The organism is Acinetobacter bohemicus ANC 3994, from assembly GCF_000367925.1.
GTDB classification, from domain to species: Bacteria; Pseudomonadota; Gammaproteobacteria; order Pseudomonadales; family Moraxellaceae; genus Acinetobacter; species Acinetobacter bohemicus.
In genome coordinates, this window is sequence record NZ_KB849176.1 from 859,694 (window position 1) to 881,473 (window position 21,780).

Sequence of the window (21,780 nt, forward strand, 5' to 3'; positions counted from 1 at the left end):
ATTGCTTTTTTGTAAAACCAACTAAAATGCTTTAGTATTATTTAAAAGCCGACTAAAACAGTTGTGTATTATTAAAAATGAGCATTAAAGATAATGTTTATTAAATGAGATTAATTTGTATTTAAGTTGGAATTCTTTCATTTAAGTATAAAAGTAATGATGGAAGTATTTTTAAAAAGTCTGTTTGCCAGCAATGTGTTTTGTGATTGGATGAAATAAAAAAGACCACCCATGGGCAGTCTTTTGTTAATTCATTTGAGTTTAGAATTTGATTTCCATACCTAAACCATAAACATTTTCATCAGCATTTGGAATTGCAGCCGCAGCTCCAGCGCTTGTACGTTTGTTGTCCCACTCGCGTTGTACGGCACTCGCGAATAATTTGGTTTGGCTGTTTAATTTATAATCTGCCCCAATACCCCATTGTTTTGCAGAGGTATCGCCCGTTACTGTAGCTGTAGTCCAGTCAGTGTCAGCTTCTTGATATTGAGCTTTAAAAGACCAAGGTGTATTTCCAAGCTTGTAGGTTGCTGAAAGTAACCATGCATTTTCTTCTACATTACGGTAGGTTTCAGTACCTAAATAATCAGAGATTTCTGCAGTTTGCCACATTGCGCCTAGAAATAAGCCTGTCGCACCAATTTTACCTAGGTCGAAAGAAGCGCCTACACGGATTGCATCAGCAGGAGCATTTGAAATACCGACAGCAGCGAAGTCACCTATAGATTTGAAGTTGCCTGAGATAACACCTTCTAAGCCGAGGTCTTTATTGGCATATGAAAGTGAAGTGGAAATGCCATCGCCAACGCTGTCACGAGCGCCGTCAGTATAAGTTACTGTGCTGCTGGTAGATTCGCCTTGTTGAGCTTGAAGAGCAAAGACTAATCCACCCATCAGTTTAGGATCGGTCTCAATCCCAATGACATTTTCTACACGTTCTTCACCGTACATCATTTCTTTGATGTCGGCATGTGCGTAGTCATTAAATACGTCACGGTATCCACTCGCCGCATCTTTAAATGGCGTATCCATGATACCTGCTTTTAGCGTACCTAGATTAGCCCACTTTAACCCAGCGAAAATATTACGTTTTTTAAATACGTCATCACCGCCATCTACATCAATTTCCCATTCAGCTTGGTAAACTGCCGAGAGTTTCTCAGTTAGTTTCTCTTCCCCTTTAACACCAAGGCGTGAAGCATTTGAATTGACTTCTACTTTATCATCTTTACCATCATCGTAGCTGTCGACACTTACATTCACTTTACCGTACAAAGTTGGTGCTGCTTGCGCTGCACTTAAGCTTAAAGTTGTAACTGCTGCAGCGAGAAGCAATTTTTTCATTGAGATTTCTCCAAAACACTGTTCTTAATGGCGATAGCCTTGCTTGACTCTTTTTTTAGTTTGCTTAAGTACAAAAAGTTACAGAAGCTAACCAACTTGCTAAGCAGTATCTGTAATGGATATGACAGTGAGGTGAAGAAAAAATGACAGTTTGGTGACGTATTAAGATTTTTTTATTGGGATTTAATATTTTTTATTATTATGGACTTATAAAAAATGGAGCCTAAACTCCATTTTATTTCAGGTGATTCAAATTAAAGTGCGGCTTTAATTTTTTCAGCCAAGGCTTTAATTTTTTCTTGATCACCCATGTGTAAAGCATGTTTACCTAATTCATGTACTGACGTTGGAATTAAGTGAAAATGCACATGCGGTACGGTTTGACCCGCTGCTGCACCTGAAAGTTGCATCAGTACAACACCCTTAATATCCAATGCTTTTTCCATAGCTTGTGCAATTTTTTGCACAATTTGGATGGTGTAAGCTGCGGCTTCTGGTGCGAGGTCAAGCAGTGTTACAGCTGGCGTTTTAGGGATAACTAAAGTATGACCTTCAGCTTGTGGCATGATATCCATAAACGCAACAACTTGATCGTCTTCATAAACCCTAATTGCAGGAAGTTCATTGCGGATAATTCGTGCAAAAATATTTTGATCATCGTAAAGCATGTTTAATCCTTAAAAAGTAATTGTCTGCTGTAATTATTTACAGTTCAATTCTTTCTGACGATCTTTGATGGCGTCAAGTCGTTGTTGCTCTTTTTCTGAAAATTTTGGTTTAGTTGTATAGCAATTATCATTGCCAAACTTCGCCTTAGCTTCAGGATCTTTAAAGCAGAAACCTTTAGATGCATAAATGACATCATGGTCATTTTTCAATTGTTGACACTCTTGCTCGGCACTTGCTGCAAAGGTATTTGCCCCGATCAAGGTTGCAAGGCTTGCAAACATTGCAACTGTAAACTTAGTCATGAGAGTTTCCTCAGGTTTAACATTGTGTAAAGCACATCATCACAATATTAGGTTTAGTTATCATTATTCAATGGCGAGTTATTACTCAAGTGTAATTTTACTCCATGATTCATACATTTTTACAGCGCTGGAAAAGTCACTGTCTTTTTCTGATAAATCGCTAGAGGCTTGAATTAAACTTTGAGTTAAAGCAATGACAGGCGCAGAGAGTTTTGCTTCGCGAACCAAGTCTAATGCAATACCTGTATCTTTGGCTAATAATGGTAGTGCAAAGGTTAGTGGAAAACTACGGTTTAAAATGCGCTGTGGTAAAACTGTTTCGGTCACGCCGCTTTTTCCGCTTGAGGCATTAATACAATCAAGGGCTTCATGCAGGTTGACACCGTGGGCTTTAAGGGCGGTAAAACCTTCTGCAACAGAACACAAATTTACGGCCAAAAGCATGTTATTTACAGCTTTGACTGAAAACCCTGCACCAGAACCACCGACATGTTTAATCAGTTTGCCAAAAGCTTGCATTGCAGGTAGCGCTTTTTCAAAACCCGCTGCTTCGCCGCCAACCATGACTGTCAAAGTTGCGGTTTCTGCACCAATGGTTTGACCACTGACAGGCGCATCAAGGAAATCGATATTGTGTAGTTTTAATTGTGTTGCTAGGGTTTTGGCAGATTCAGGTACACCGCTGGTGCAGTCTACCCAGATGGAACCCGATTTGATTTTTACAGAGGCAATCAGTTCTTCAACGTCTTTGCTGGTCGGTAAGCAAGAAAAAATAACATCGGCTTGAACCGCTTGCGCAAGTTCTACTGCTTGGGTGCCATATTCAGTTGCATGTTGCTTGGCTTTTTCAAAATTACGATTCCATACATATACTGTATCAAAATGTTGAGGTAAATGTGCTGCCATGCGGTAACCCATAGCACCTAGGCCGATAAATGCAACTGACTGAATCATGGTATATCCTTTATATTTTGCTTGATCTCTGTTTTAGCCAAGTGGTCATCAATGGCCAGAACTCATTTGCACTTGATTGGCTCGACATTAGGCCCAAATGCCCACCGGGGATAAGAGTAAACGTGACATCTTGGCTATTTGTCAATTCAATTAAAGGCTTAACAGCCGCTGCCGATACGATCTGATCGCTACGACCTGCGCCAATCAATAAAGAGCATTGAATATTTTTTAATTCGATATTCTTATCTTGTAATTGTATAACGCCATTTTTCAGCGGATTTTGTAGCCAAACATTAAAAATCATGTCCTGATTGATGCCACCGGGGTAATCAATCATTTTGTTGAGGAAATTCCCCATGGTGGCATGTTCATACAACTTTTGAGTGTTATCTAAATTCAATAAAAGCCGCTTTTGGCTGTGAAACCAGCCTTTTGGATCAATGATTTTAAAACCAATGGCATTAAGTAAGCCTGAGGTGTGAATAAAGCTTTTTGGCACCGTTTCAGAATAAATTTTGTCTTGTAGTGTTTTATTCTTAGCAATAAGTTGATTCACCTTTTGAAAAATTTTACCAGTACGACCAGAGGCATAACTGTCTACAGGGCTACCCAGTACGATCAAATTTTTGACAAAATTGGGTTGTCGCAAAGCACAATACAGCACCACAAAAATACCGGCCATGCTCCAACCATGTAGTGAAATTTCTTCACTTTTTGAGTGTTTGCGAATCTGTTCGATACAATGGGGAATGGCATCATCAATAAAAGACATAAAATTTAAAAAACGATCTTTAAAGTTATATTGTCCCCATTGCACTAAATAGACATCAAAACCACTATGCTGAAAATGTTTGACCAATGAGCGATAAGGGTAGAGGTCGTAAATGGCCATATTGATTGCAAGCGGGGCAACAAAGACCAATGGTTCTTTATATTGTTTATTGGGTGATGCGTAATAACGAATACGCGTTTGTTTATATTCGGCAATAACGTCATACGCCGTCGTTTGCGATAAAACCAGCGAGTTTGAATTAAACAAACGGGTTGATAAGTTTTTTAGTTTATTTTTATGTTTCGCAATTTTATTTTTAACGTGAAGCATGGTTGCTCGTACTCGCCCATGAGTGGATTGATCGAAGTGTAGGCGATATTTATGCATTATACCTTGACCTTAAATACCATAGACGCTCAAAATGTTGGCAATTATTCGCAACGGCAACTCAGGACTGGGCAATAAAGATGAGCCAACAAGACGACATTGAATACCAATTAGACACTTTAGCCATTCGTACAGGTCATACACGTAGTTTTGAAGGTGAGCATGGTGAGCCAATTTTCCTCACTTCATCCTTTGTTTATGAAAATGCAGCAGAGGCGGCAGCTAAATTTTCAGGTCAAGAACCGGGAAATATTTATTCACGTTTTACCAATCCGACTGTGGCCATGTTTGAAAAGCGTTTAGCTGCTTTAGAAGGGGCTGAACGAGCTGTTGCAACAAGTACGGGTATGGCTGCAATTATGGCTGTTGCAATGTCGTATCTAAAATTGGGTGATCATGTTATTTGTTCACGTGCCGTATTTGGTTCAACCGTATCTTTATTTGAAAAATACGTGGCAAAATTTGGTGTAAGTGTTGATTTTGTTGACTTGACAGATTTGGCGGCATGGAAAAATGCCATTAAGCCTGAAACCAAGTTACTGTTTGTTGAATCTCCATCTAATCCACTTTCTGAAATTGCAGATATTCAGGCTTTGGCTGATATTGCGCATGTCAATGGTGCATTACTGGCGATAGATAACAGTTTCTGTACACCCGTTCTGCAACAACCGATTAAATTTGGTGCCGATTTAGTGGTTTATTCAGCAACCAAATATCTAGACGGTCAAGGTCGTGCTTTAGGTGGGGCTGTAGTGGGGAATCACCAACTACTTGAAGATGTATTTGGTTATGTACGTACCACTGGTCCTTCAATGAGCCCATTTAATGCTTGGGTGTTCTTAAAAGGTCTGGAAACTTTACGTTTACGTATGAAAGCACACTCTGAAAGCGCGAAAAAACTTGCTGAATTCTTAGATGCACATGCAAACGTTGAAAAAGTTTACTATGCAGGTTTGTCAGCACATATTGGACACGCGCTTGCTGCGAAACAACAAACAGGTTTTGGCGGTATTGTATCATTTGAAGTCAAAGGTGGTCGTGAAGGGGCTTGGAAAGTCATCGACAATACCCAATTTATTTCAATTACCGGTAATTTAGGTGATGCAAAATCAACAATTACTCACCCAGCAACCACAACTCACGGTAAACTCTCAGCCGATGCCAAAGAAGCAGCAGGTATTCGTGAAGGTTTAATTCGCGTCTCTGTTGGTTTAGAAGATATTGATGATATTATTCGCGATATTAGTCGTGGTTTAGACTTAATCTAATGTATAGATATTGATTTAGAAATTGTTTGTTCGGAGATTTTTATGAACATTAATATGTTAATGCAACAAGCTCAGCGTATGCAAAAAGACGTTGAAGTCAACATGAAAAAGGCAAAAGAAGAACTTGCTCAAACTGAAGTGCATGCGGAAGCAGGCGGTGGTTTGGTTAAAGTTACGATGACATGCCGTAATGTGGTAAAGCGTATCGAAATTAGTCCTGAACTTCTTCAGGATGATGCCGATATGATTGAAGACTTAATTGCAGCTGCAATGAATGATGCTGCGCGTCAAGCGGAAGCGGTTTCTGAAGAAAGAATGAAAGCGGCTAACTCTGGTATGGGCTTACCACCAGGTCTTGCAGGTTTATTTTAAGGAATACGTTTAGTGTTTAGTGATCGATTTGATCAACTGGTGCAAGCTTTACGTATATTGCCAAGCGTTGGGCCGAAATCGGCTCAGCGTATGGCATTACACCTGATCATGAAAAATAGAGAAGGTGCGATAGGGTTGGCACATGCTTTAAATGAAGCAACGACCTATATTCATGAATGTAGCGTTTGTCATTCGCTGACTGAAAATGAAATTTGTGATATTTGTCTTTCACATGAACGTGATGATCAGATTTTATGCGTCGTTGAATCACCTGCGGACGTGATGGCGATTGAACAAAGTGGTAGTTTTCGTGGTAAATATCATGTATTAGGTGGACATTTGTCACCGCTTGATGGCATTGGCCCTGAAGAGATTGGTATTCCATATTTGGTGCAGCGACTCAGCGCAGGCACAATTGCAGAAGTCATTTTAGCAACCAATGCGACCGTAGAAGGTCAGGCAACAGCACATTACTTGGTGGAAGCCACTAAGCATTTACCTGTGCAAATGACGCGAATTGCTCAAGGGGTTCCTCAAGGGGGAGAACTTGAATATGTGGATAGTCATACTTTAAGCCAAGCGGTACATAATCGAATGCGAATGAAATAAGTGCAATCTACTTATTTCATTCATTATGCAACAGTGAAAGATAAGTAAAAGGTGTATAATTCACGTTTAAACTTATATAAAAAAGATATAAAAACTCATTGCCTTTTCATTTAAATGCTAAAAATACAGTGAATAGACATTATGCGAGTAAAATTTGTTATATCTAAATGTTATATATCGGTTAATATGCTTTTAAAGAGAATCTGATTTTAGACTCGGTAATATGTTTCAATTCATTCAGCAACAACCAGACTTAGAAAATATTTTACATTTGATGAGTCAAACATCCATTTATGGATTAGACACAGAATTCATCAAAGTAGATACCCTATGGCCTAAATTGGGTGTATTTCAAATTAATGTTGCAGATCAAGTTTTTTTGCTTGATGGGGCAAGTTTAGATTTGTCTCTATTCTGGGAAAAATTATTTCAAGCACAGCAAAATATATTTCATGCCTGTAGTGAAGACATCGATTTAATTTATCATTATGCACAGCAAAAAACCTTAAATAATGTTTTTGATACTCAAGTCGGAATGTCTTTTTTGGGACATGGATTGCAAGTTAGTTATCAAAATGCATTAAAACAAATGCTGGATGTTGATATTGATAAAGACCAGACTAGATCTGATTGGTTAGCACGTCCGCTTAGCCCAGAACAACTGACTTATGCAGCCAATGATGTGCTGTATTTGATGAATTTGTCCGATAAGATTCAAAATGAATTAACTGATAAAGATTTACTTGATTTTGCACTCGAAGATTGTCGTCATTTGACTTATGAAATTGGGCAAGAAACGCCGTTAGAACGGCTTTACCATGATATTGGCAATTATCGTCATTCACGCCGTCAATTGATGCAGTTACAACAATTAGCTGCGTGGCGTGAGCAGATTGTAAAAGCGTTGAATTATCCACGTAGTTTTATTTTGAAAAGTTCAACCATGATTGACTTGGTCGAAAAAAATCCATGCAATCACTTCCAGTTATCAGGCATTCGAGATATTCGTCAAAATATTGTGCGTGATCATGGTAAAACCATTCTAGATTTGCTGAAGTTTTTGCCAGAACAGGCAGAGTGGCCACTGCGTCTGGCACGTCCAATTCGTCATTCATCAAAAGATATTGGTGAAAAGGTCGATGCTGTTATTCAAGCTGTGGTGAATGAAACCACCATACCTAAAGAAGTGTTGATGCGTAAAAAATGGCTCAATGCATTGTATCAGCATGTGGTCTTTCATAATGATGAACAAAATTTACCGGCTTATCTCTTAGGTTGGCGCTATGATTTGTTAACGAAACCATTGATTGATGTTTTGCATGCCGATGAAAATTATCTATCCACCCAGATGAAGGTGATGGAATAATTCTTTAGGCAGATTGCTTAAAGAATTATCATTTATACAAAATCAAGACCGATGCGTTAATAATCACTAATGTATCCGTCTTTTTTTTGTTGTATGCTTGAGCCAAGTTTAATGAGTACTGTTTCAACTATGCATTGTTCAATTTTCAAATCTAGCAAAAAAGCTGAAATGTATCTTTACATTGCCCGTCCTGAGCCAACTGAAAATGAAGCTGAAGCAGCGAACCCGCTTGAAATTCTACCTGAAGCGATGCGTGCAGCATTTGGTCGTGTAACTTTTGTTATGGATTTAGAGTTATCTGAAGAGCGCAAATTAGCCCGTGTGAATGTTTTGCATGTGATGGATTCAATTCAAAGTAAAGGCTTCTTTATTCAGATTCCGCCAGAAGGATTGATCAATCCGAATGCAGTTGCACCAGAAGGTTTGCGCGGTGCTTAAAATCGATTCAGGAGTTGGAGTTCACGATGAATAGTTTTCTTGCACTACTAGATTCAATTCCTGAAGATAGCATTGCCATAACGGTTTATTTGTTAGGAAGTGTCATTATGCTTTGGTCATGGTATGCGATTGCAAAACGCTTGCCTAAACCTTTTGGTGGTATAACGTGGATGATTGGATTCGCGATTTTACTCACCCCGACGGTTTCTGAAGGGAATAACGCTTCCATCGCCCCAGCATTTTTTGGTTTGTTATTTGGTATTTTGACCAAAGAAAATGCTTTGGTGTGGTCAAATGCCTCACTCATTTTATTTGTTGTTGGGCTTGGTTTGGTGGTTGGCTATTTATGGTCCCAATACACAGCCAAAAAAGCAAAATTTGTCGTAAACAAAAATAGTTCACCACTTTAAGTAAAACAATAAGGTTAAATCATGTCTGTTGATACTCAACAATTTGTCGGTACAGATCAGTACATCGCCACTGAAAGTTTAAAATTAGCAGTCAAAGCTGCACGTACATTGCAAAAACCTCTTTTGGTGAAGGGTGAGCCGGGTACAGGTAAAACATTGCTTGCAGAGCAAGTGGCACAAAGTCTAGGTTTGAAACTCATGACTTGGCACATTAAATCCACCACCAAAGCGCAGCAAGGTTTGTACGAATATGATGCGGTTTCGCGTCTACGTGATAGCCAGTTGGGTGATGACCGTGTGTATGATATTAAAAACTATATTAAACCCGGTAAATTGTGGGAAGCTTTTACCAGTGAAGAACGCTGTGTGTTGCTGATTGATGAAATTGATAAAGCGGATATTGAATTCCCAAATGACCTTTTACACGAACTCGATAAAATGTCGTTCTTTGTGTATGAGACTGGGGAAACCATTACGGCGACGCAACGTCCGATTGTCATTATTACCTCGAATAATGAAAAAGAATTACCCGATGCTTTCTTGCGCCGTTGTTTCTTTCACTATATTGAATTTCCAGATGAAAGCACAATGCGTGAAATTATTGATGTGCATTTTCCTAAAATTTCGGCAACTTTGGTGAATCAGGCTTTACAAGTTTTCTTTAAACTTCGTCAGGTTTCGGGATTGAAAAAACCGCCATCGACTTCTGAGTTGATTGATTGGTTAAGCTTGCTGATGGCAGATGATATGCCTGAAGATGTATTGCGTAATCATGATAAATCGAAAGCCATTCCACCCTTATATGGTGCATTAATCAAAAATGAGCAAGATGTACAATTACTAGAGCGCCTTGCTTTCATGTCACGACGTTAATAGGTGATCACCTATGTTCGTACGATTGTTTTATACATTAAGAAAATACGGTGTGCCTGTATCGACGCGTGAACTCATTGATTTAAATCATGCAGTCAGCGAAGGTTTGGTTTTTGCAGATCAAGATGAATTCTATCAATTAGCAAAAACGGTTATGGTTAAAGATGAGCGCTTCTTTGACAAATTTGACCGTGCCATGAAAGATTATTTTGATGGTATTTCAACTTTTGATTTGGATGATTTGCTCAAGCAAGTTGATAAATTGCCGAAAGATTGGTTCGATCTGGAACTACTTGAAAAACATCTCACACCTGAACAGCGCGAAGAACTGAAAAAAGCCGGCTCGCTTGAAGAACTCATGAAGATGTTAGAAGAACGTCTGCGTGAGCAACACAAAAAGCATCAAGGTGGTAATAAGATGATCGGCACGGGTGGTACATCACCATTCGGTGCTTTTGGCGATCATCCTGAAGGTGTGCGTATTGGTGGACCGGGTCGTAAGCGTTCAGCGGTTAAAGTTTGGGAACAGCGTAAATATCAAAATTTAGATGATGGGCAGATTTTAGGCACACGTCAAATGCAAATGGCATTGCGTCGTTTACGTAAATTTGCGCGTCAGGGGGCAGCTGAAGAACTGGATATTAATGGCACTATTCGCGAAACAGCGAAGCAGGGCATTTTGGATGTTCAGCTTGTTCCTGAGCGTCGTAACCGAGTGAAAGTTTTAATGTTGTTTGATGTGGGCGGATCGATGGATTCGCACATTGCTCAATGTGAAAAGCTATTTGGTGCGGCAAAAACTGAATTTAAAACCTTAGAATATTTTTATTTCCATAACTGTCTATATGACTATGTGTGGAAGGACAACATTCGCCGCTCTAGTACGCGTATGAACACATGGGATTTGTTGAATACCTATGGTCGCGACTATCGTGTAATTGTTGTAGGGGATGCCAGTATGGCACCCTATGAGCTGACCTCGATCGGTGGTTCGGTTGAATATATGAATGATGAAGCCGGCAATGTTTGGTTACAGCGTTTACGTCAACATTTTGAAAAAACAGCATGGCTCAACCCTGAACAAGACAGTTATTGGCATTACACACATACCATTGGCTTAATTAAGCAAATTTTTGAAGATCATATGTATCCGATGACCTTAAAGGGTGTAGAGGATATGACAAAATATTTAGCTCGCTAAACATACTAAAATCAACACGTTCTTTTTAAATATAGGGGGTGACAATGAATCATCAAATTAATGGTATTGCATTACCAAACGAAGAAGGTTTCTTTGGGCAATATGGTGGTCAATTTATTCCGCCCCATTTAAAAGAAGCAATGGATGAAATTAATCTTGCGTATGAAAAAATTCGTCATACGGCTGAATTTAAAAATGAATTAGCTGATTTATTTGCAAATTATGTGGGTCGTCCAAGTCCATTGTTTCATGCAAAACGGTTGTCTGATCAATTGGGTGGGGCGCAAATTTATCTCAAACGTGAAGATTTAAACCACACGGGTGCACACAAAATTAATCACTGTTTAGGTGAAGCTTTACTTGCGAAATATATGGGTAAAAGCAAAGTAATTGCAGAAACAGGTGCAGGTCAACATGGCGTTGCTTTAGCAACAGCATGTGCACTGGTTGGTATTCCATGTGAAATTCATATGGGGCAAGTGGATATTGAAAAAGAACATCCAAATGTCGTTAAAATGAAAATTTTGGGTGCAAAGCTGATTGCTGTAACACGTGGAACCGCAACATTAAAAGATGCTGTAGACAGTGCGTTTGATGAATATCTAAAAGATCCGAAAAATTTTATCTATGCGATTGGTTCAGTGGTTGGCCCACACCCATTTCCAAAAATGGTTCGTGATTTTCAGTCTATTATTGGTGACGAAATTAAAGTTCAAACCAAGGATCGTTTTGGTTCAAACCCAGATTACATTGTTGCATGTGTGGGTGGTGGTTCAAATGCGATGGGGGCATTCACTGCATTTTTGAATGAACCTGATGTGAAGCTAGTAGGGGTTGAGCCTGCTGGTCATGGTTTGGACACCAATATGCATTCAGCAACATTGACTTTGGGTAAACCGAGTCAACTGCATGGTATGGCTTGTTATGTACTTGAGGATGAGCAGGGTGAACCTTTACCTGTACATTCAATTGCATCTGGTTTGGATTATCCTGGTGTTGGGCCACAACATAGTTTCCTTAAAGATTTAGGTCGAGTGGAATATTCAACGGCAACCGATCAAGAATGTTTAGATGCATTTATGACCTTGTCGCGAGTGGAAGGAATTGTTCCGGCGCTAGAAAGTTCACATGCAGTGGCTTGGGCTATTCGTGAAGCACCTAAAATGCCGAAAGATATAAAAATCGTGGTTAACTTATCTGGTCGTGGTGATAAAGACGCTGACTATGTGGCCGAAAAATTAGGCTTAAATTAGTATAAAATTTCCCTAAATCAGCCTTTTGAAAAGAGGGGGCTTTCTCTTTCATTTCTATAAAGAGAAGAGTAAAAGTCTCCTTTTATTGAGGAATGATTTAGAAGGATTAAAGAAACCTCTCAATAGAGAGGTTTTTTTATCGGTTTTGAAAACTCAACTTGCGATATATTGTTGTAATTGATCAATTAATTTACGTTGGTCTTCCATCACAACTTTGACTAAGTCACCAATTGAGATTAAGCCAATCAGTTTATCATTTTCAACAACGGGTAGATGGCGTAGATGGCGATCTGTCATAAGGTTTAAACAATCTTCAACACTATTCGATTTGGTGACGGTAAGCACTTTCGCAGTCATAATTTCACTGACTGTGGTCTCTTTAGAGGTGCGTTCCATGAGTATAATTTTACGTGTGTAATCACGCTCAGAAAAAATACCCACAACTTTATCTTGATCAGTGACCACGAGTGCACCAATGCCTTTATCCGCCATAAGTGAAATTGCTTCAAGTACAGTCGATTCAGGGCTAATCGTAAAGATGTTTTGTTCAATTTTGTTCTGAATAACTTGTGCTACATTGGTCATTTATAGTCACCCTTTGTTGTTTATTGTTTGACATTAAACTTAGCGCGAAATAAGGAAAATGCAAAGACTTTTCAAGTCAGAAATTTCATTTTACATTTCTCTTTATTTTACTTTAACGATTTCGATACAAAATTAAGCAGGTTTTAAAGACTCAGAGAAAAAGAAATGACGCATCTGCTGAGTAGTTAATTTAAATTTTTGGCTTGAAGAATTACATAGTGCAGGGGTAACACGTAAACGAGTCAATGTCGGCAGTAGATATTCTTGGAAATCATTTGGGGTGATTTTGCGAGGGGTGTAATTGGGCCAATGTAGTTGGGCATATTTATGTGCTTGGACACTGTTCAGCCAAAATGGAAAAATGAAATCTTGATGATCAGACATCATTGCCCAACCTTGTTCATGATATAAGCCCCAAAGTACACCACAGTACATCATCGATTTTAAAATGGTAATTTTAAAGAATAAATCTTTAGGAATGAGTTGTAATGAATTAATTTGTTTCATGTTAAAAACGTCTATTGAATTCAGACTCTATTGTAAGAAATTTAGATGAAAGTTCAGTGTAAGCTTTAAGAAACAATGTAAATAAATATGTATTTAAAAAGAATAGGGTTAAAAAAACGCCACCTTAGTGACGTTTTATTAAGCTTGCATAGTGGCTAAATTCTGCCAATATTGTGCTTTGAGTGAGTCTCGTTCTACACGAAAACCTTGATAATAAAGTTCTGCTAAGAACAATGCTGCTTTACCATGTCCAGCACGCGCGACTTCTTCCAATTGTTGAACCGCATCTGAAAAATTCATTTGTGATTGAATGGTGTTTACTGCGTCTGCATACACATGTTCTAAGTCTTGGTGAGAGAGTTGATGAATCATATAAAACTCCTTATTGTAATTATGATTGCTAAAAGACAGTTCAATTTGTCTTTATATTAATTTAACTTACCTTTGTTAAAGTAATATTACAATAAACTTGAATTGTCAAACAATATATGTGGGTTGTACTTATAAAAACAAGTTTACATGATTAAACAATCTACAAAATGAATTTTTATTAATATACATATACTGGAAGTCGTAAATATAAGGAGAAGAACATGACAAAAACATTTGATGGTTTGACTTTTGATTTGCCTCCAACAAGTTCTCAAATTGTTGAGCTGGCTCATCAGCATCGAAAAAATTTAGATGAAGCTATTTTTCATGAAGAAATTCACTTAGGGGACTATTGTTTAGCACAACGTAAAAGAGTTTACGATTTTACCCGCCAATTAGATCCACAACAACGTGAAGAATTTTATCAAGTTTATAATGGCGAGTTAAGGCGCATAGCAGATGATGATGAGCTACATTCAGTAGATTCAGAACAAGGTCTGAGTGCGTTTGCAATTATGCTTGTGTTAGGGATTATTGCATTGGTCCTTTATTTTGCAGTGATTAGAAATCTTGTTGGATAGGCTGATGAGGATTGCTCAATTTCTGTTACAAATGCATTGAAATTGAGCAAATCCGCTTGTACTTCTGAATACGGCATCCTAAACTACCTTCAGTTCGAGGTAGGCTATGCATATTGCTATACAAAAAATTGTTCAATTTAAATCTAATATAAAGCTTGAATATGTTTATAACATGCTCATCGTGACCATTGTTGCCGTTATATTGATGCTTGCTTTAATTGCCCTTCATCGCCCCATTTCACTCACGCAATTTGAAAATGTTGTCAAACTTTCATATCAAGCCAGTTACCCAGACACTCAGCAAATGGCATTGTCACTGATGCAGCAGCAACAGGTTCCTTATGGACAATATTTTAAATTGATGCAGGCGCATCATTTGGAAATGACGCAGGCACATCAATTACCTCCTTTGCAGGTGGAGTAATAATCGTTTTGGGGATTTGCTCTATTGATGGTGGTTTAAGTGTCGGTGCTTGAGGGACTAGGTTTTGATTAAGTGTCATTTCCAAAGCTTTTTTATCTAATTTGTCATTCACCACGATGATTGTAAGTCGTTCAGGGTGAATGTGTTTTTGAATCGCATTTTGTACATCTTGCGCAGTCATTTTTTCTAATAAGCGTGGGTATTCATTTAAATAGTCCGCAGTTTGATTGTAAAACCCCATTGAGCCTAACTGAGCATTAATATTGGCATTGCTACTATAATTGTTGGGAAAAGCACGCAACATCCCTGCTTTGGTTTCTTCTAATTGTTTTTGATCAATCGGTTGCTTGACAAAATCGACCAAAGCTCGATGAGCCACCTGTATGCTGTCGAGGAGTTGGTCTTGTTTTGTGGAGTAACTAAGACTAAAGGTTCCGGGAGCTTGGCTAAATGAAAATGAACTATAAGCGCCATAGGTATAACCACGTTTGACACGTAGTTCTTTCATTAACACCGAATTAAAGCCAGTTCCTCCGAACATTTGATTCGCAACTTCTAAGGCTAAACGGTCTGAGTCAAATCGTGTCGTACCTAAATGACCCATAATGACATGAGCTTGGCTGGAATTAAAAGCCATATGACGGATGTCAAAACTAGACTTATCTATGGGTTGAGTGAGCGGTTTTGCTTTTTCCCCTTGCTTTAAATTTTTTGCAATACGTTCAGAAAGTTTGAGTGCTTCTTTGGGATTGAGTTGACCTGTAATGGCAATATTCATATTTTGTGCCACTAAAAATTGGTCACTAAATTGTTTGAGTTCAACTGGTGTGATTTTACTAATACTGCGCTGCGTTCCCGTAATCGGTTCAGCATAGGGGTGTTTGCCATATAATGCGCGGTAAAATTGAATATTCATCATTCGGCTTGGGTTTTCTTGAACTTGCTTTTGACCCACTTGGGTGTTGGTGAGCATTAAATGAATACTGGATTTTTTGAAGGTGGAATGATTTAAAACTTCCAGCATCATATTCAATGCAGGCTCAAGTTTTTTCGGATCGGATAATACCCGCAGTTTTACAATGAACATATCACGATAAGCTTTCACACTAAACTGAGCACCAACCGCTTCAAAAGCACTGGCAATTTCGTTAGCGGTATATTTCTCGGTCCCTTCATCAAGCAGTTGCGCAGCCATATTGGCAACACCATATAAGCCAGCGGCGATTTCTTCATCCCGCGCTGAGCCTGCATTGAAGGTCAATTGAATGTCAATAATGGGTAAATTTTGCGATTCGACAAACAATGTTCGAACTTTGTAACGATTTTTCAGTTCATGTACATCAGGCGCGCGAAATTGAAGTTGCTTATTGTCGTTTTTCAAACTTTGTAAAAGAGGAATTGATTTTAAATCTGTCGGCTGATTATCGCCTAGATTATTTAAATTTACGTTATTTAAATCCACATTCGCAATGACAGATTGAGTACAAATAATGGAACTGAGTAAGATAAAAGGTCGTAGCTTAAACATATAAAATTCCATTATTGTGCTTTATTTTCAGGTGAAACAGGCGAAAGATATAAAGTGCTGAGGTTGTCACGGACAAAATAACTATTTGCAACGCGTTGAATATCTTGTGGCGTTACTGTTTCAAAATGTTTAGGCAGTTCATCCATTAAACGGAAACTTAAACCGTTGATTTCTAAGTTGCCGATCATCTTGGTTTGACCTGCAATATCATCTTGGCTATAAACTAAATTAGAGACGAATTTAGCCGTCACACGTTCAACCTCTTCGGCTTGAATGAGTTCGGTTTTTAATAAATCAATTTCACTTTGAATGGCTTTTTCTGCATTTTGTAAGCTCACGCCATCGGTGGGTAATGCAGAAATACTCAATAAGCTATCTCCTCGATTATAAGGATCGTAAGAAACACTAATTGCAGTCAGAACTTTCTTGTCCCTGACCAGACGGTCTTGTAGCCGTGAAGAAATACCACTATCTAATACATTTTTAATAATGGTGAGTGCATACGCATCTTGTGGGTTTTTTGCTGTGACCAATGAGCGGACATTCCATGCCATATATAAATTAGGCACTTGTACAGGTAAATTGAGTTCCATATGGCGGTAACCAACACGATCAAATTCCAATACATCATTGCGTGGAGGGGTTTTTCTAGCCGGAATATCGCCGAAATACTTTTGTACTTGCAGTAGGGTGCTTTCGGAATCAACATCACCGACAATAATCAAAATGGCGTTGTTGGGTGTATACCAATCGCGATACCATTTTTTGACATCTTCAAGCTGAATATTCTGAAGATTTTTCATATAGCCAATCACGGGTTGTCTATAGTGACTGGTTGGATAGCTGATCCATTTGAATCGTTCAAAAGCCAGCGATCTTGGGTTGTCATCGGTGCGTAAACGACGTTCCTCCATCACTACTTTAATTTCAGGCTCAAAATCTTGCTGACGTAATAGCAAATTACTCATGCGGTCAGATTCAAGTTCTAAAGCCATGGGTAAATAGGTTTTAGGATAAAGCTGGTAATAATTGGTGTAGTTGGTAAAGGTTGAAGCATTGACACTGCCACCATAAAGACGGCTTAAACGGGTAAATTCATCATTTGGAACTTTATTGGTGCCTTTAAACATCATGTGTTCCAGCACATGAGATATTCCTAATAAGTTACCCGATTCATCACTGTTACCAACGCCATACCAAATTTGAGTCATCACCATAGGAGAGCGATGGTCTTCACGAATAATCACCTTTAAACCATTGCTAAGGGTTGTTTCAAATGTGGTGCGTGCTAAGGTGCTACGTGTTTCAGCATGTCCCAAACTGCTTTGTATGGTAAGTAATGCCAAGCCAATGGTTAAAAAATGCTTTTTTAAAAAAGACAGCTTTGGAAAAGGTGGTACGTAACTTTTGAGCACAATATTTACCAAAGTGATTCATTGTATTTAGGATTATTTTTAAGAAATTCCGATTTCAAAGCAAGGCGAAGTTGTTCGTTTTTGGTGTGCTCAATGTCTACTGGGGATTGCAGAGGAAATCTATGCTAGAATCCTTGTTTTTTAACGCAATGCTTTTCAAGGATTCGGCATGCAACAGCAATCTAATGGACAAAATAAATTTTTGATTGATGCTGATATCGGGGATGACGATGTCACTTTACCGAATTTACCTGCGGTAAATGTCTCTATTGTTGAAACTCAAAAAGAAGAGACAACTATTTCTGCGCCTGTAGCCACAGAAACAGTGCAAGAAGATACTTCTGGTGGTGGCTTTTTTAGTCGTATGAAAGTGGGTTTAACCAAAACCCGTAAAAATCTTGCTGATGGGATGGTCAATATTCTTATCGGTGGTAAAGAAATCGATGATGAACTGCTGGAAGAAGTTGAAGAGCAATTATTGGTTGCAGATATTGGTGTAGATGCGACCAAAACCATTATTGCTAATTTAACCGAACGTACTGCACGTGGTGATTTAATCTATTCACATTCATTGTATAAAGCTTTACAAGAAGAATTAGTGGCTTTGCTTGCACCACGGGTAAAACCTTTACACATTGATCCAAATAAAAGCCCATTTGTAATTTTGGTGGTGGGTGTTAATGGTGTAGGGAAAACCACAACCATTGGTAAACTCGCAAAACGCTTACAAGGTGAAGGTAAGAAGGTCATGTTAGCGGCAGGTGATACATTCCGTGCTGCTGCAACAGAGCAACTTCAAATTTGGGGCGAGCGTAATAATATTGCAGTAGTTTCACAAGGTCATGGTGCAGACAGTGCTTCAGTGATTTTTGATGCTTTTGAAAGTGCGCGTGCAAAAGGTGTTGATGTCCTAATTGCTGATACAGCGGGACGTTTACATAATAAAGGTCATTTGATGCAAGAGCTCACCAAAGTAAAACGAGTGATGCAAAAAATTGACGCAACAGCACCACATGAAATTATGTTGGTGGTTGATGCGGGCACAGGTCAAAATGCGATTAATCAAGTCGAAATGTTTGATGAAGCAGTGGGGTTAACAGGGCTGACCATTACTAAACTTGATGGTACTGCCAAAGGTGGTGTGCTCTTTAATATTGCTAGCCGTACCCATGTTCCAATTCGTTTTATTGGTGTGGGTGAAAAAATTGATGATTTACGCCCATTCTCAGCAAAATCATTTGTTGCCGCACTATTCGAAACAGAAAAGTAAAAATGCTTAATGTTTCACACAAACTCCGCTAAATGCGGAGTTTGTTGTTTTTGAGTTTTATTGTTTGAGTTAAAAAGCAACATATAAAAATAACTTATGTAAAGAAGCACCATATATGTGATTAGAATATAAGGAATCAGAAGCTTTAGTATCTGTATTGGGGAGTACTACTGTGGCATTATTAGAAAAAATTGGGCATGTTCTCACCGCTGATATCACCAAAGATTTTAAACTGAAAAAGAAAGTGGCTGAAGAAATACATGAACTCACTTTTGTTGATCATTTGAAGAAACGTCGTAGTATTCATGTATTGGGGAAAAAAGTTCATTTTAGCCAAGCATACTTGGCAGAATTAATTCAAGAGGCAGTACGAAGTTGCCCATCTGCTTTAAATTCTCAAAGTTCAAGAATTGTGGTGCTCTTTGGTGATTCTCATGCAAAGTTTTGGGAAATTGTTAAAGAGGTGCAACGCAAAATAATTGCTGTACATGTTTTTGCAGGTACAGAAATGAAAATTGATCAATATGCGGCAGGTTTTGGTACGGTTCTTTTTTATGAGGATCAGCGCACCATTCAACAGCTACAAAAGCAAATTCCTTTTAATTCAGCGGATTTTCCCATTTGGTCAGAACAGACTTCAGGCATGGCACAATATGCAGTATGGACTGCTTTGGCTGACTCTGGTGTTGGAGCTTGCTTGCAACACTATAATCCCAGTATAGATTCGGCCGTGGCACAATACTTGAGTATTGAGTCGTCATGGTTACTTCGAGCGCAATTGGTTTTTGGTTCAATTGAGCGAGAGGCTGACGAAAAACTTGATCCTCAAGATGGTGATCGTTTTAAAATATTTGTTTAATTGGCGGCTAAAAGAGCACCTCTCTGTTAGGTGCTTTTTTATGTCTTTAAATCGACCGGAAATGAGAAAATAGTGCATAAGATTGTTCTATAAATAAAACACAATGTCACTTTTTTAGTCATGTATTCATTCTAGAATTAACATAAGATAAAAACATGCTAATAATTCTTATCAAAATTCCAAGAGGGTTATCCAATGTCATTTTTAGATCAAATGAAGCAACGCCGTACTATTTATGCAATTGGTAATAATGTTGCATTAGCACAAGATCAAATAGAACAAATTATTAAAGATACAGTTCGTCATAGTCCTTCTGCTTTTAACTCACAAACTTCACGTATAGTCACTTTATATGGCAAATCACATACAAAATTTTGGGATATCGTGCGTGGAACATTACGTAAAATGGTGCCAGAAGCGGCTTTTGAAAATACCAATGCAAAAATTAATAGTTTTGCCGCAGGTTATGGCACAGCATTATTTTTTGAAGATCAAGACACGGTAAAATCACTGCAAGAACAATTTCCATTGTATGCAGATCATTTTCCAGCATGGTCAGAGCACTCAACAGGCATTGCACAGTTTACTGTGTGGACAGCATTGGCTGAGCATCATATTGGAGCGTCATTACAGCATTACAATCCAGTGATTGATCATGAAGTTGCAGAGGCTTTTAGTCTTCCTGAGAATTGGAAACTACGTGCTCAATTGGTATTTGGCTCTATCGAAGCCGCTGCTGGAGAAAAAACATTTATTGATGATGCAGTACGTTTTAAAAAATTCGACTAAATTATTCATCATTTAAGTTACACGGAGCGCTTAGATAGCGCTCTTTTTTATGATTTAGGAAAAGCAGATTGATATCTATTAAGATGAAAAGCTTATCTGAACAAATACTTGAGAATACTGGGTATTAAAAACAGCTTTGTCATAAAATCGTCATTTATACATTGCATAGTGCAATTAAATTTTAATGATGAATAAAGAGAAAGTAGAATGGCTTTAAGATTAACTTTTGCTGTGGCTGCATTGCTAATGAGCGGTACTGTATTTTCAGCGGTAACGCTTACAGCGCCCGAAGAAATCAAAATCCTTGCGGTGAATGATCAAGAAGTTAATACAGGGCTGTTTCGTTCAGCGGATAATCATTATAAAGTCGATGCAGGTGAAATTAGTCTTAGCGTGCGCTACAGCCAATATTTTGAACATCTAAATGGTGAGCATGATATTGTTAAGTCAGGCGTGGTTACCTTGAAGACACCACCGTTAAAAGATGGTGAAAAGTACCAATTAAAATTAGTGAATACACCAGCAAATTTTGAAGCAGCAAAGAAATATGCTGAACAGCCTATAGTGGCGTTATTTGATAACAACAATCAAATGCTGATTCAACAAACAGGTGCAAATACAGAATCAAAACCTTGGTTGGCACAGGGTATTTTTGCAAAAGCCACAGATTTAACTCAGAAGAAACGAATACCCGTTAATCAACCTGCACCAGTTTATTCACAAGCTGGAACTTCTGTGGCAACAACTTTAAATTCTAATATATTGACTAACGCTACAAATACAGCCGATCAGCAACTTATTCAGCTTTGGCAAAAGTCGAGTAAAGCCGAACGTCAAAAATTTATGGGTTGGTTGGCTGAACAAGCAAACTAATTTATTCATCATTGAAAAGAAAGAGCCAGCGAAAGCTGGTTTTTTCTTTTTTGTTGCAATTAATCAATGAAAAAAAGCTGGAAAAAGATTTAAAAAGTGCTAAAAATAGTATTTTGGTTTAAAAAATAAACAACCGATTGTGTTTTTACTGTTTTTTGATAAATAGGGGTTGCGCAGGATAAGAAACTGTATAGAATACGCAGCATCCCGACGAGATAGACGGAAACAAGCGAAGCATGAAGTGCTGAGATGTTAAGTTTATTGAGTTGAGCTACTTAATTACTGACGAAGTATTAAGAAGATCATTAAGAGATTATGAAGAACAACTTGTGTGGATTTTTACTGGTTGATTGATCGAA

25 protein-coding genes are annotated in these 21,780 nt (G+C 38.3%); 15 read left to right on the forward strand and 10 right to left on the reverse strand.

From position 1 onward, the window contains the following. Nucleotides 1-261: 261 nt before the first annotated feature. The 5 genes from F994_RS16795 to F994_RS16815 form a co-directional block, all read right to left on the reverse strand. Complete coding sequence (locus tag F994_RS16795; RefSeq protein ID WP_004651837.1) at nucleotides 262-1,344, reverse strand: porin; 1,083 nt, start codon at nucleotides 1,342-1,344, stop codon at nucleotides 262-264. Nucleotides 1,345-1,598: 254 nt separating this feature from the next. Then, a complete protein-coding gene (locus F994_RS16800; RefSeq protein ID WP_004651838.1) occupies nucleotides 1,599-2,012 on the reverse strand; it encodes an HIT family protein in 414 nt (137 codons plus the stop codon). Nucleotides 2,013-2,045: 33 nt separating this feature from the next. Beyond that, nucleotides 2,046-2,315, reverse strand: coding sequence for a YARHG domain-containing protein (locus F994_RS16805; RefSeq protein ID WP_004651839.1), 270 nt, complete (start codon nucleotides 2,313-2,315; stop codon nucleotides 2,046-2,048). Between the two features lie 81 nt (nucleotides 2,316-2,396). After that, the gene (locus F994_RS16810) at nucleotides 2,397-3,269 is read right to left on the reverse strand and encodes an NAD(P)-dependent oxidoreductase (RefSeq protein ID WP_004651841.1); all 873 of its coding nucleotides are present in this window, start codon (nucleotides 3,267-3,269) and stop codon (nucleotides 2,397-2,399) included. A 10-nt stretch (nucleotides 3,270-3,279) separates the two neighbouring features. Next, nucleotides 3,280-4,371, reverse strand: a complete 1,092-nt coding sequence (locus F994_RS16815) for an alpha/beta fold hydrolase (protein WP_034697327.1) — start codon at nucleotides 4,369-4,371, stop codon at nucleotides 3,280-3,282. Nucleotides 4,372-4,508: 137 nt separating this feature from the next. On the opposite strand from F994_RS16815, the gene F994_RS16820 reads away from it, so the two are divergent. The 9 genes from F994_RS16820 (at nucleotide 4,509) to trpB (ending at nucleotide 12,218) form a co-directional block, all read left to right on the forward strand. Continuing rightward, the gene (locus F994_RS16820) at nucleotides 4,509-5,696 is read left to right on the forward strand and encodes an O-succinylhomoserine sulfhydrylase (RefSeq protein ID WP_004651843.1); all 1,188 of its coding nucleotides are present in this window, start codon (nucleotides 4,509-4,511) and stop codon (nucleotides 5,694-5,696) included. A 42-nt stretch (nucleotides 5,697-5,738) separates the two neighbouring features. Beyond that, nucleotides 5,739-6,068: a YbaB/EbfC family nucleoid-associated protein gene (locus F994_RS16825; RefSeq protein ID WP_004651845.1), complete on the forward strand. Its 330-nt coding sequence runs from the start codon at nucleotides 5,739-5,741 to the stop codon at nucleotides 6,066-6,068. A 12-nt stretch (nucleotides 6,069-6,080) separates the two neighbouring features. Next, on the forward strand, nucleotides 6,081-6,677 hold the full coding sequence (recR, locus tag F994_RS16830; protein WP_004651846.1) for a recombination mediator RecR: 597 nt from the start codon (nucleotides 6,081-6,083) through the stop codon (nucleotides 6,675-6,677). A gap of 223 nt (nucleotides 6,678-6,900) precedes the next feature. Next, nucleotides 6,901-8,043, forward strand: a complete 1,143-nt coding sequence (locus tag F994_RS16835; protein WP_004651847.1) for a ribonuclease D — start codon at nucleotides 6,901-6,903, stop codon at nucleotides 8,041-8,043. Nucleotides 8,044-8,172: 129 nt separating this feature from the next. After that, a complete protein-coding gene (locus tag F994_RS16840; RefSeq protein ID WP_034697329.1) occupies nucleotides 8,173-8,481 on the forward strand; it encodes a YcgL domain-containing protein in 309 nt (102 codons plus the stop codon). A gap of 26 nt (nucleotides 8,482-8,507) precedes the next feature. Next, entirely contained in the window at nucleotides 8,508-8,891 is a 384-nt protein-coding gene (locus F994_RS16845; RefSeq protein WP_004651849.1) for a hypothetical protein, read from the forward strand. A gap of 21 nt (nucleotides 8,892-8,912) precedes the next feature. Further along, a complete protein-coding gene (locus tag F994_RS16850; protein WP_004651850.1) occupies nucleotides 8,913-9,764 on the forward strand; it encodes an AAA family ATPase in 852 nt (283 codons plus the stop codon). Between the two features lie 13 nt (nucleotides 9,765-9,777). After that, nucleotides 9,778-10,965: a vWA domain-containing protein gene (locus tag F994_RS16855; RefSeq protein ID WP_004651851.1), complete on the forward strand. Its 1,188-nt coding sequence runs from the start codon at nucleotides 9,778-9,780 to the stop codon at nucleotides 10,963-10,965. A gap of 44 nt (nucleotides 10,966-11,009) precedes the next feature. Next, nucleotides 11,010-12,218, forward strand: coding sequence for a tryptophan synthase subunit beta (gene trpB, locus F994_RS16860; protein WP_004651853.1), 1,209 nt, complete (start codon nucleotides 11,010-11,012; stop codon nucleotides 12,216-12,218). 153 nt (nucleotides 12,219-12,371) lie between these two features. On the opposite strand, the gene F994_RS16865 is transcribed toward trpB, so the two are convergent. The 3 genes from F994_RS16865 to F994_RS16875 all read right to left on the reverse strand — a co-directional run bounded on the left by F994_RS16865 (nucleotide 12,372) and on the right by F994_RS16875 (nucleotide 13,682). Continuing rightward, nucleotides 12,372-12,803 carry a CBS domain-containing protein gene (locus F994_RS16865; protein ID WP_004651854.1) on the reverse strand — a complete coding sequence of 144 codons (432 nt, stop codon included), beginning with the start codon at nucleotides 12,801-12,803 and terminating at the stop codon, nucleotides 12,372-12,374. Nucleotides 12,804-12,935: 132 nt separating this feature from the next. Next, nucleotides 12,936-13,310 carry a DUF2750 domain-containing protein gene (locus tag F994_RS16870; RefSeq protein ID WP_004651855.1) on the reverse strand — a complete coding sequence of 125 codons (375 nt, stop codon included), beginning with the start codon at nucleotides 13,308-13,310 and terminating at the stop codon, nucleotides 12,936-12,938. Between the two features lie 138 nt (nucleotides 13,311-13,448). Continuing rightward, entirely contained in the window at nucleotides 13,449-13,682 is a 234-nt protein-coding gene (locus tag F994_RS16875; RefSeq protein WP_004651856.1) for an SEL1-like repeat protein, read from the reverse strand. A 221-nt stretch (nucleotides 13,683-13,903) separates the two neighbouring features. Here F994_RS16875 and F994_RS16880 point away from each other — a divergent pair, with 221 nt between their 5' ends. Beyond that, a complete protein-coding gene (locus F994_RS16880; RefSeq protein ID WP_004651858.1) occupies nucleotides 13,904-14,263 on the forward strand; it encodes a hypothetical protein in 360 nt (119 codons plus the stop codon). A gap of 106 nt (nucleotides 14,264-14,369) precedes the next feature. Continuing rightward, nucleotides 14,370-14,687: a hypothetical protein gene (locus tag F994_RS16885; RefSeq protein ID WP_004651859.1), complete on the forward strand. Its 318-nt coding sequence runs from the start codon at nucleotides 14,370-14,372 to the stop codon at nucleotides 14,685-14,687. On the opposite strand, the gene F994_RS16890 is transcribed toward F994_RS16885, so the two are convergent. Both F994_RS16890 and F994_RS16895 read right to left on the reverse strand, forming a co-directional pair. Next, nucleotides 14,617-16,215: a M16 family metallopeptidase gene (locus tag F994_RS16890; RefSeq protein WP_004651860.1), complete on the reverse strand. Its 1,599-nt coding sequence runs from the start codon at nucleotides 16,213-16,215 to the stop codon at nucleotides 14,617-14,619. The genes F994_RS16885 and F994_RS16890 overlap by 71 nt on opposite strands. A gap of 11 nt (nucleotides 16,216-16,226) precedes the next feature. Next, nucleotides 16,227-17,567, reverse strand: a complete 1,341-nt coding sequence (locus tag F994_RS16895) for a M16 family metallopeptidase (RefSeq protein ID WP_228128069.1) — start codon at nucleotides 17,565-17,567, stop codon at nucleotides 16,227-16,229. Between the two features lie 232 nt (nucleotides 17,568-17,799). Here F994_RS16895 and ftsY point away from each other — a divergent pair, with 232 nt between their 5' ends. From ftsY to F994_RS16915, 4 genes are all read left to right on the forward strand, one after another. After that, the gene (gene ftsY / locus F994_RS16900) at nucleotides 17,800-18,900 is read left to right on the forward strand and encodes a signal recognition particle-docking protein FtsY (protein ID WP_004651862.1); all 1,101 of its coding nucleotides are present in this window, start codon (nucleotides 17,800-17,802) and stop codon (nucleotides 18,898-18,900) included. A 172-nt stretch (nucleotides 18,901-19,072) separates the two neighbouring features. Next, nucleotides 19,073-19,759, forward strand: coding sequence for a nitroreductase family protein (locus F994_RS16905; RefSeq protein WP_004651863.1), 687 nt, complete (start codon nucleotides 19,073-19,075; stop codon nucleotides 19,757-19,759). 195 nt (nucleotides 19,760-19,954) lie between these two features. Beyond that, the gene (locus F994_RS16910; protein ID WP_004651864.1) at nucleotides 19,955-20,548 is read left to right on the forward strand and encodes a nitroreductase family protein; all 594 of its coding nucleotides are present in this window, start codon (nucleotides 19,955-19,957) and stop codon (nucleotides 20,546-20,548) included. A 207-nt stretch (nucleotides 20,549-20,755) separates the two neighbouring features. After that, entirely contained in the window at nucleotides 20,756-21,421 is a 666-nt protein-coding gene (locus F994_RS16915; RefSeq protein ID WP_004651865.1) for a DUF2057 family protein, read from the forward strand. Nucleotides 21,422-21,780 lie beyond the last annotated feature (359 nt).

Bases quoted from the DNA above. Each gene is read 5' to 3' on its own strand.
- F994_RS16850 (WP_004651850.1), top strand. From the start codon at position 8,913: ATGTCTGTTGATACTCAACAATTTGTCGGTACAGATCAGTACATCGCC.
- F994_RS16825 (WP_004651845.1), top strand. From the start codon at position 5,739: ATGAACATTAATATGTTAATGCAACAAGCTCAGCGTATGCAAAAAGAC.
- F994_RS16890 (WP_004651860.1), bottom strand. From the start codon at position 16,215: ATGTTTAAGCTACGACCTTTTATCTTACTCAGTTCCATTATTTGTACT.
- F994_RS16815 (WP_034697327.1), bottom strand. From the start codon at position 4,371: ATGCTTCACGTTAAAAATAAAATTGCGAAACATAAAAATAAACTAAAA.
- trpB (WP_004651853.1), top strand. From the start codon at position 11,010: ATGAATCATCAAATTAATGGTATTGCATTACCAAACGAAGAAGGTTTC.
- F994_RS16805 (WP_004651839.1), bottom strand. From the start codon at position 2,315: ATGACTAAGTTTACAGTTGCAATGTTTGCAAGCCTTGCAACCTTGATC.
- F994_RS16845 (WP_004651849.1), top strand. From the start codon at position 8,508: ATGAATAGTTTTCTTGCACTACTAGATTCAATTCCTGAAGATAGCATT.
- F994_RS16840 (WP_034697329.1), top strand. From the start codon at position 8,173: ATGCATTGTTCAATTTTCAAATCTAGCAAAAAAGCTGAAATGTATCTT.
- F994_RS16875 (WP_004651856.1), bottom strand. From the start codon at position 13,682: ATGATTCATCAACTCTCTCACCAAGACTTAGAACATGTGTATGCAGAC.
- F994_RS16885 (WP_004651859.1), top strand. From the start codon at position 14,370: ATGCATATTGCTATACAAAAAATTGTTCAATTTAAATCTAATATAAAG.
- F994_RS16865 (WP_004651854.1), bottom strand. From the start codon at position 12,803: ATGACCAATGTAGCACAAGTTATTCAGAACAAAATTGAACAAAACATC.
- F994_RS16795 (WP_004651837.1), bottom strand. From the start codon at position 1,344: ATGAAAAAATTGCTTCTCGCTGCAGCAGTTACAACTTTAAGCTTAAGT.
- F994_RS16855 (WP_004651851.1), top strand. From the start codon at position 9,778: ATGTTCGTACGATTGTTTTATACATTAAGAAAATACGGTGTGCCTGTA.
- F994_RS16800 (WP_004651838.1), bottom strand. From the start codon at position 2,012: ATGCTTTACGATGATCAAAATATTTTTGCACGAATTATCCGCAATGAA.
- F994_RS16915 (WP_004651865.1), top strand. From the start codon at position 20,756: ATGGCTTTAAGATTAACTTTTGCTGTGGCTGCATTGCTAATGAGCGGT.
- F994_RS16880 (WP_004651858.1), top strand. From the start codon at position 13,904: ATGACAAAAACATTTGATGGTTTGACTTTTGATTTGCCTCCAACAAGT.
- F994_RS16820 (WP_004651843.1), top strand. From the start codon at position 4,509: ATGAGCCAACAAGACGACATTGAATACCAATTAGACACTTTAGCCATT.
- F994_RS16910 (WP_004651864.1), top strand. From the start codon at position 19,955: ATGTCATTTTTAGATCAAATGAAGCAACGCCGTACTATTTATGCAATT.
- ftsY (WP_004651862.1), top strand. From the start codon at position 17,800: ATGCAACAGCAATCTAATGGACAAAATAAATTTTTGATTGATGCTGAT.
- F994_RS16810 (WP_004651841.1), bottom strand. From the start codon at position 3,269: ATGATTCAGTCAGTTGCATTTATCGGCCTAGGTGCTATGGGTTACCGC.
- F994_RS16835 (WP_004651847.1), top strand. From the start codon at position 6,901: ATGTTTCAATTCATTCAGCAACAACCAGACTTAGAAAATATTTTACAT.
- F994_RS16870 (WP_004651855.1), bottom strand. From the start codon at position 13,310: ATGAAACAAATTAATTCATTACAACTCATTCCTAAAGATTTATTCTTT.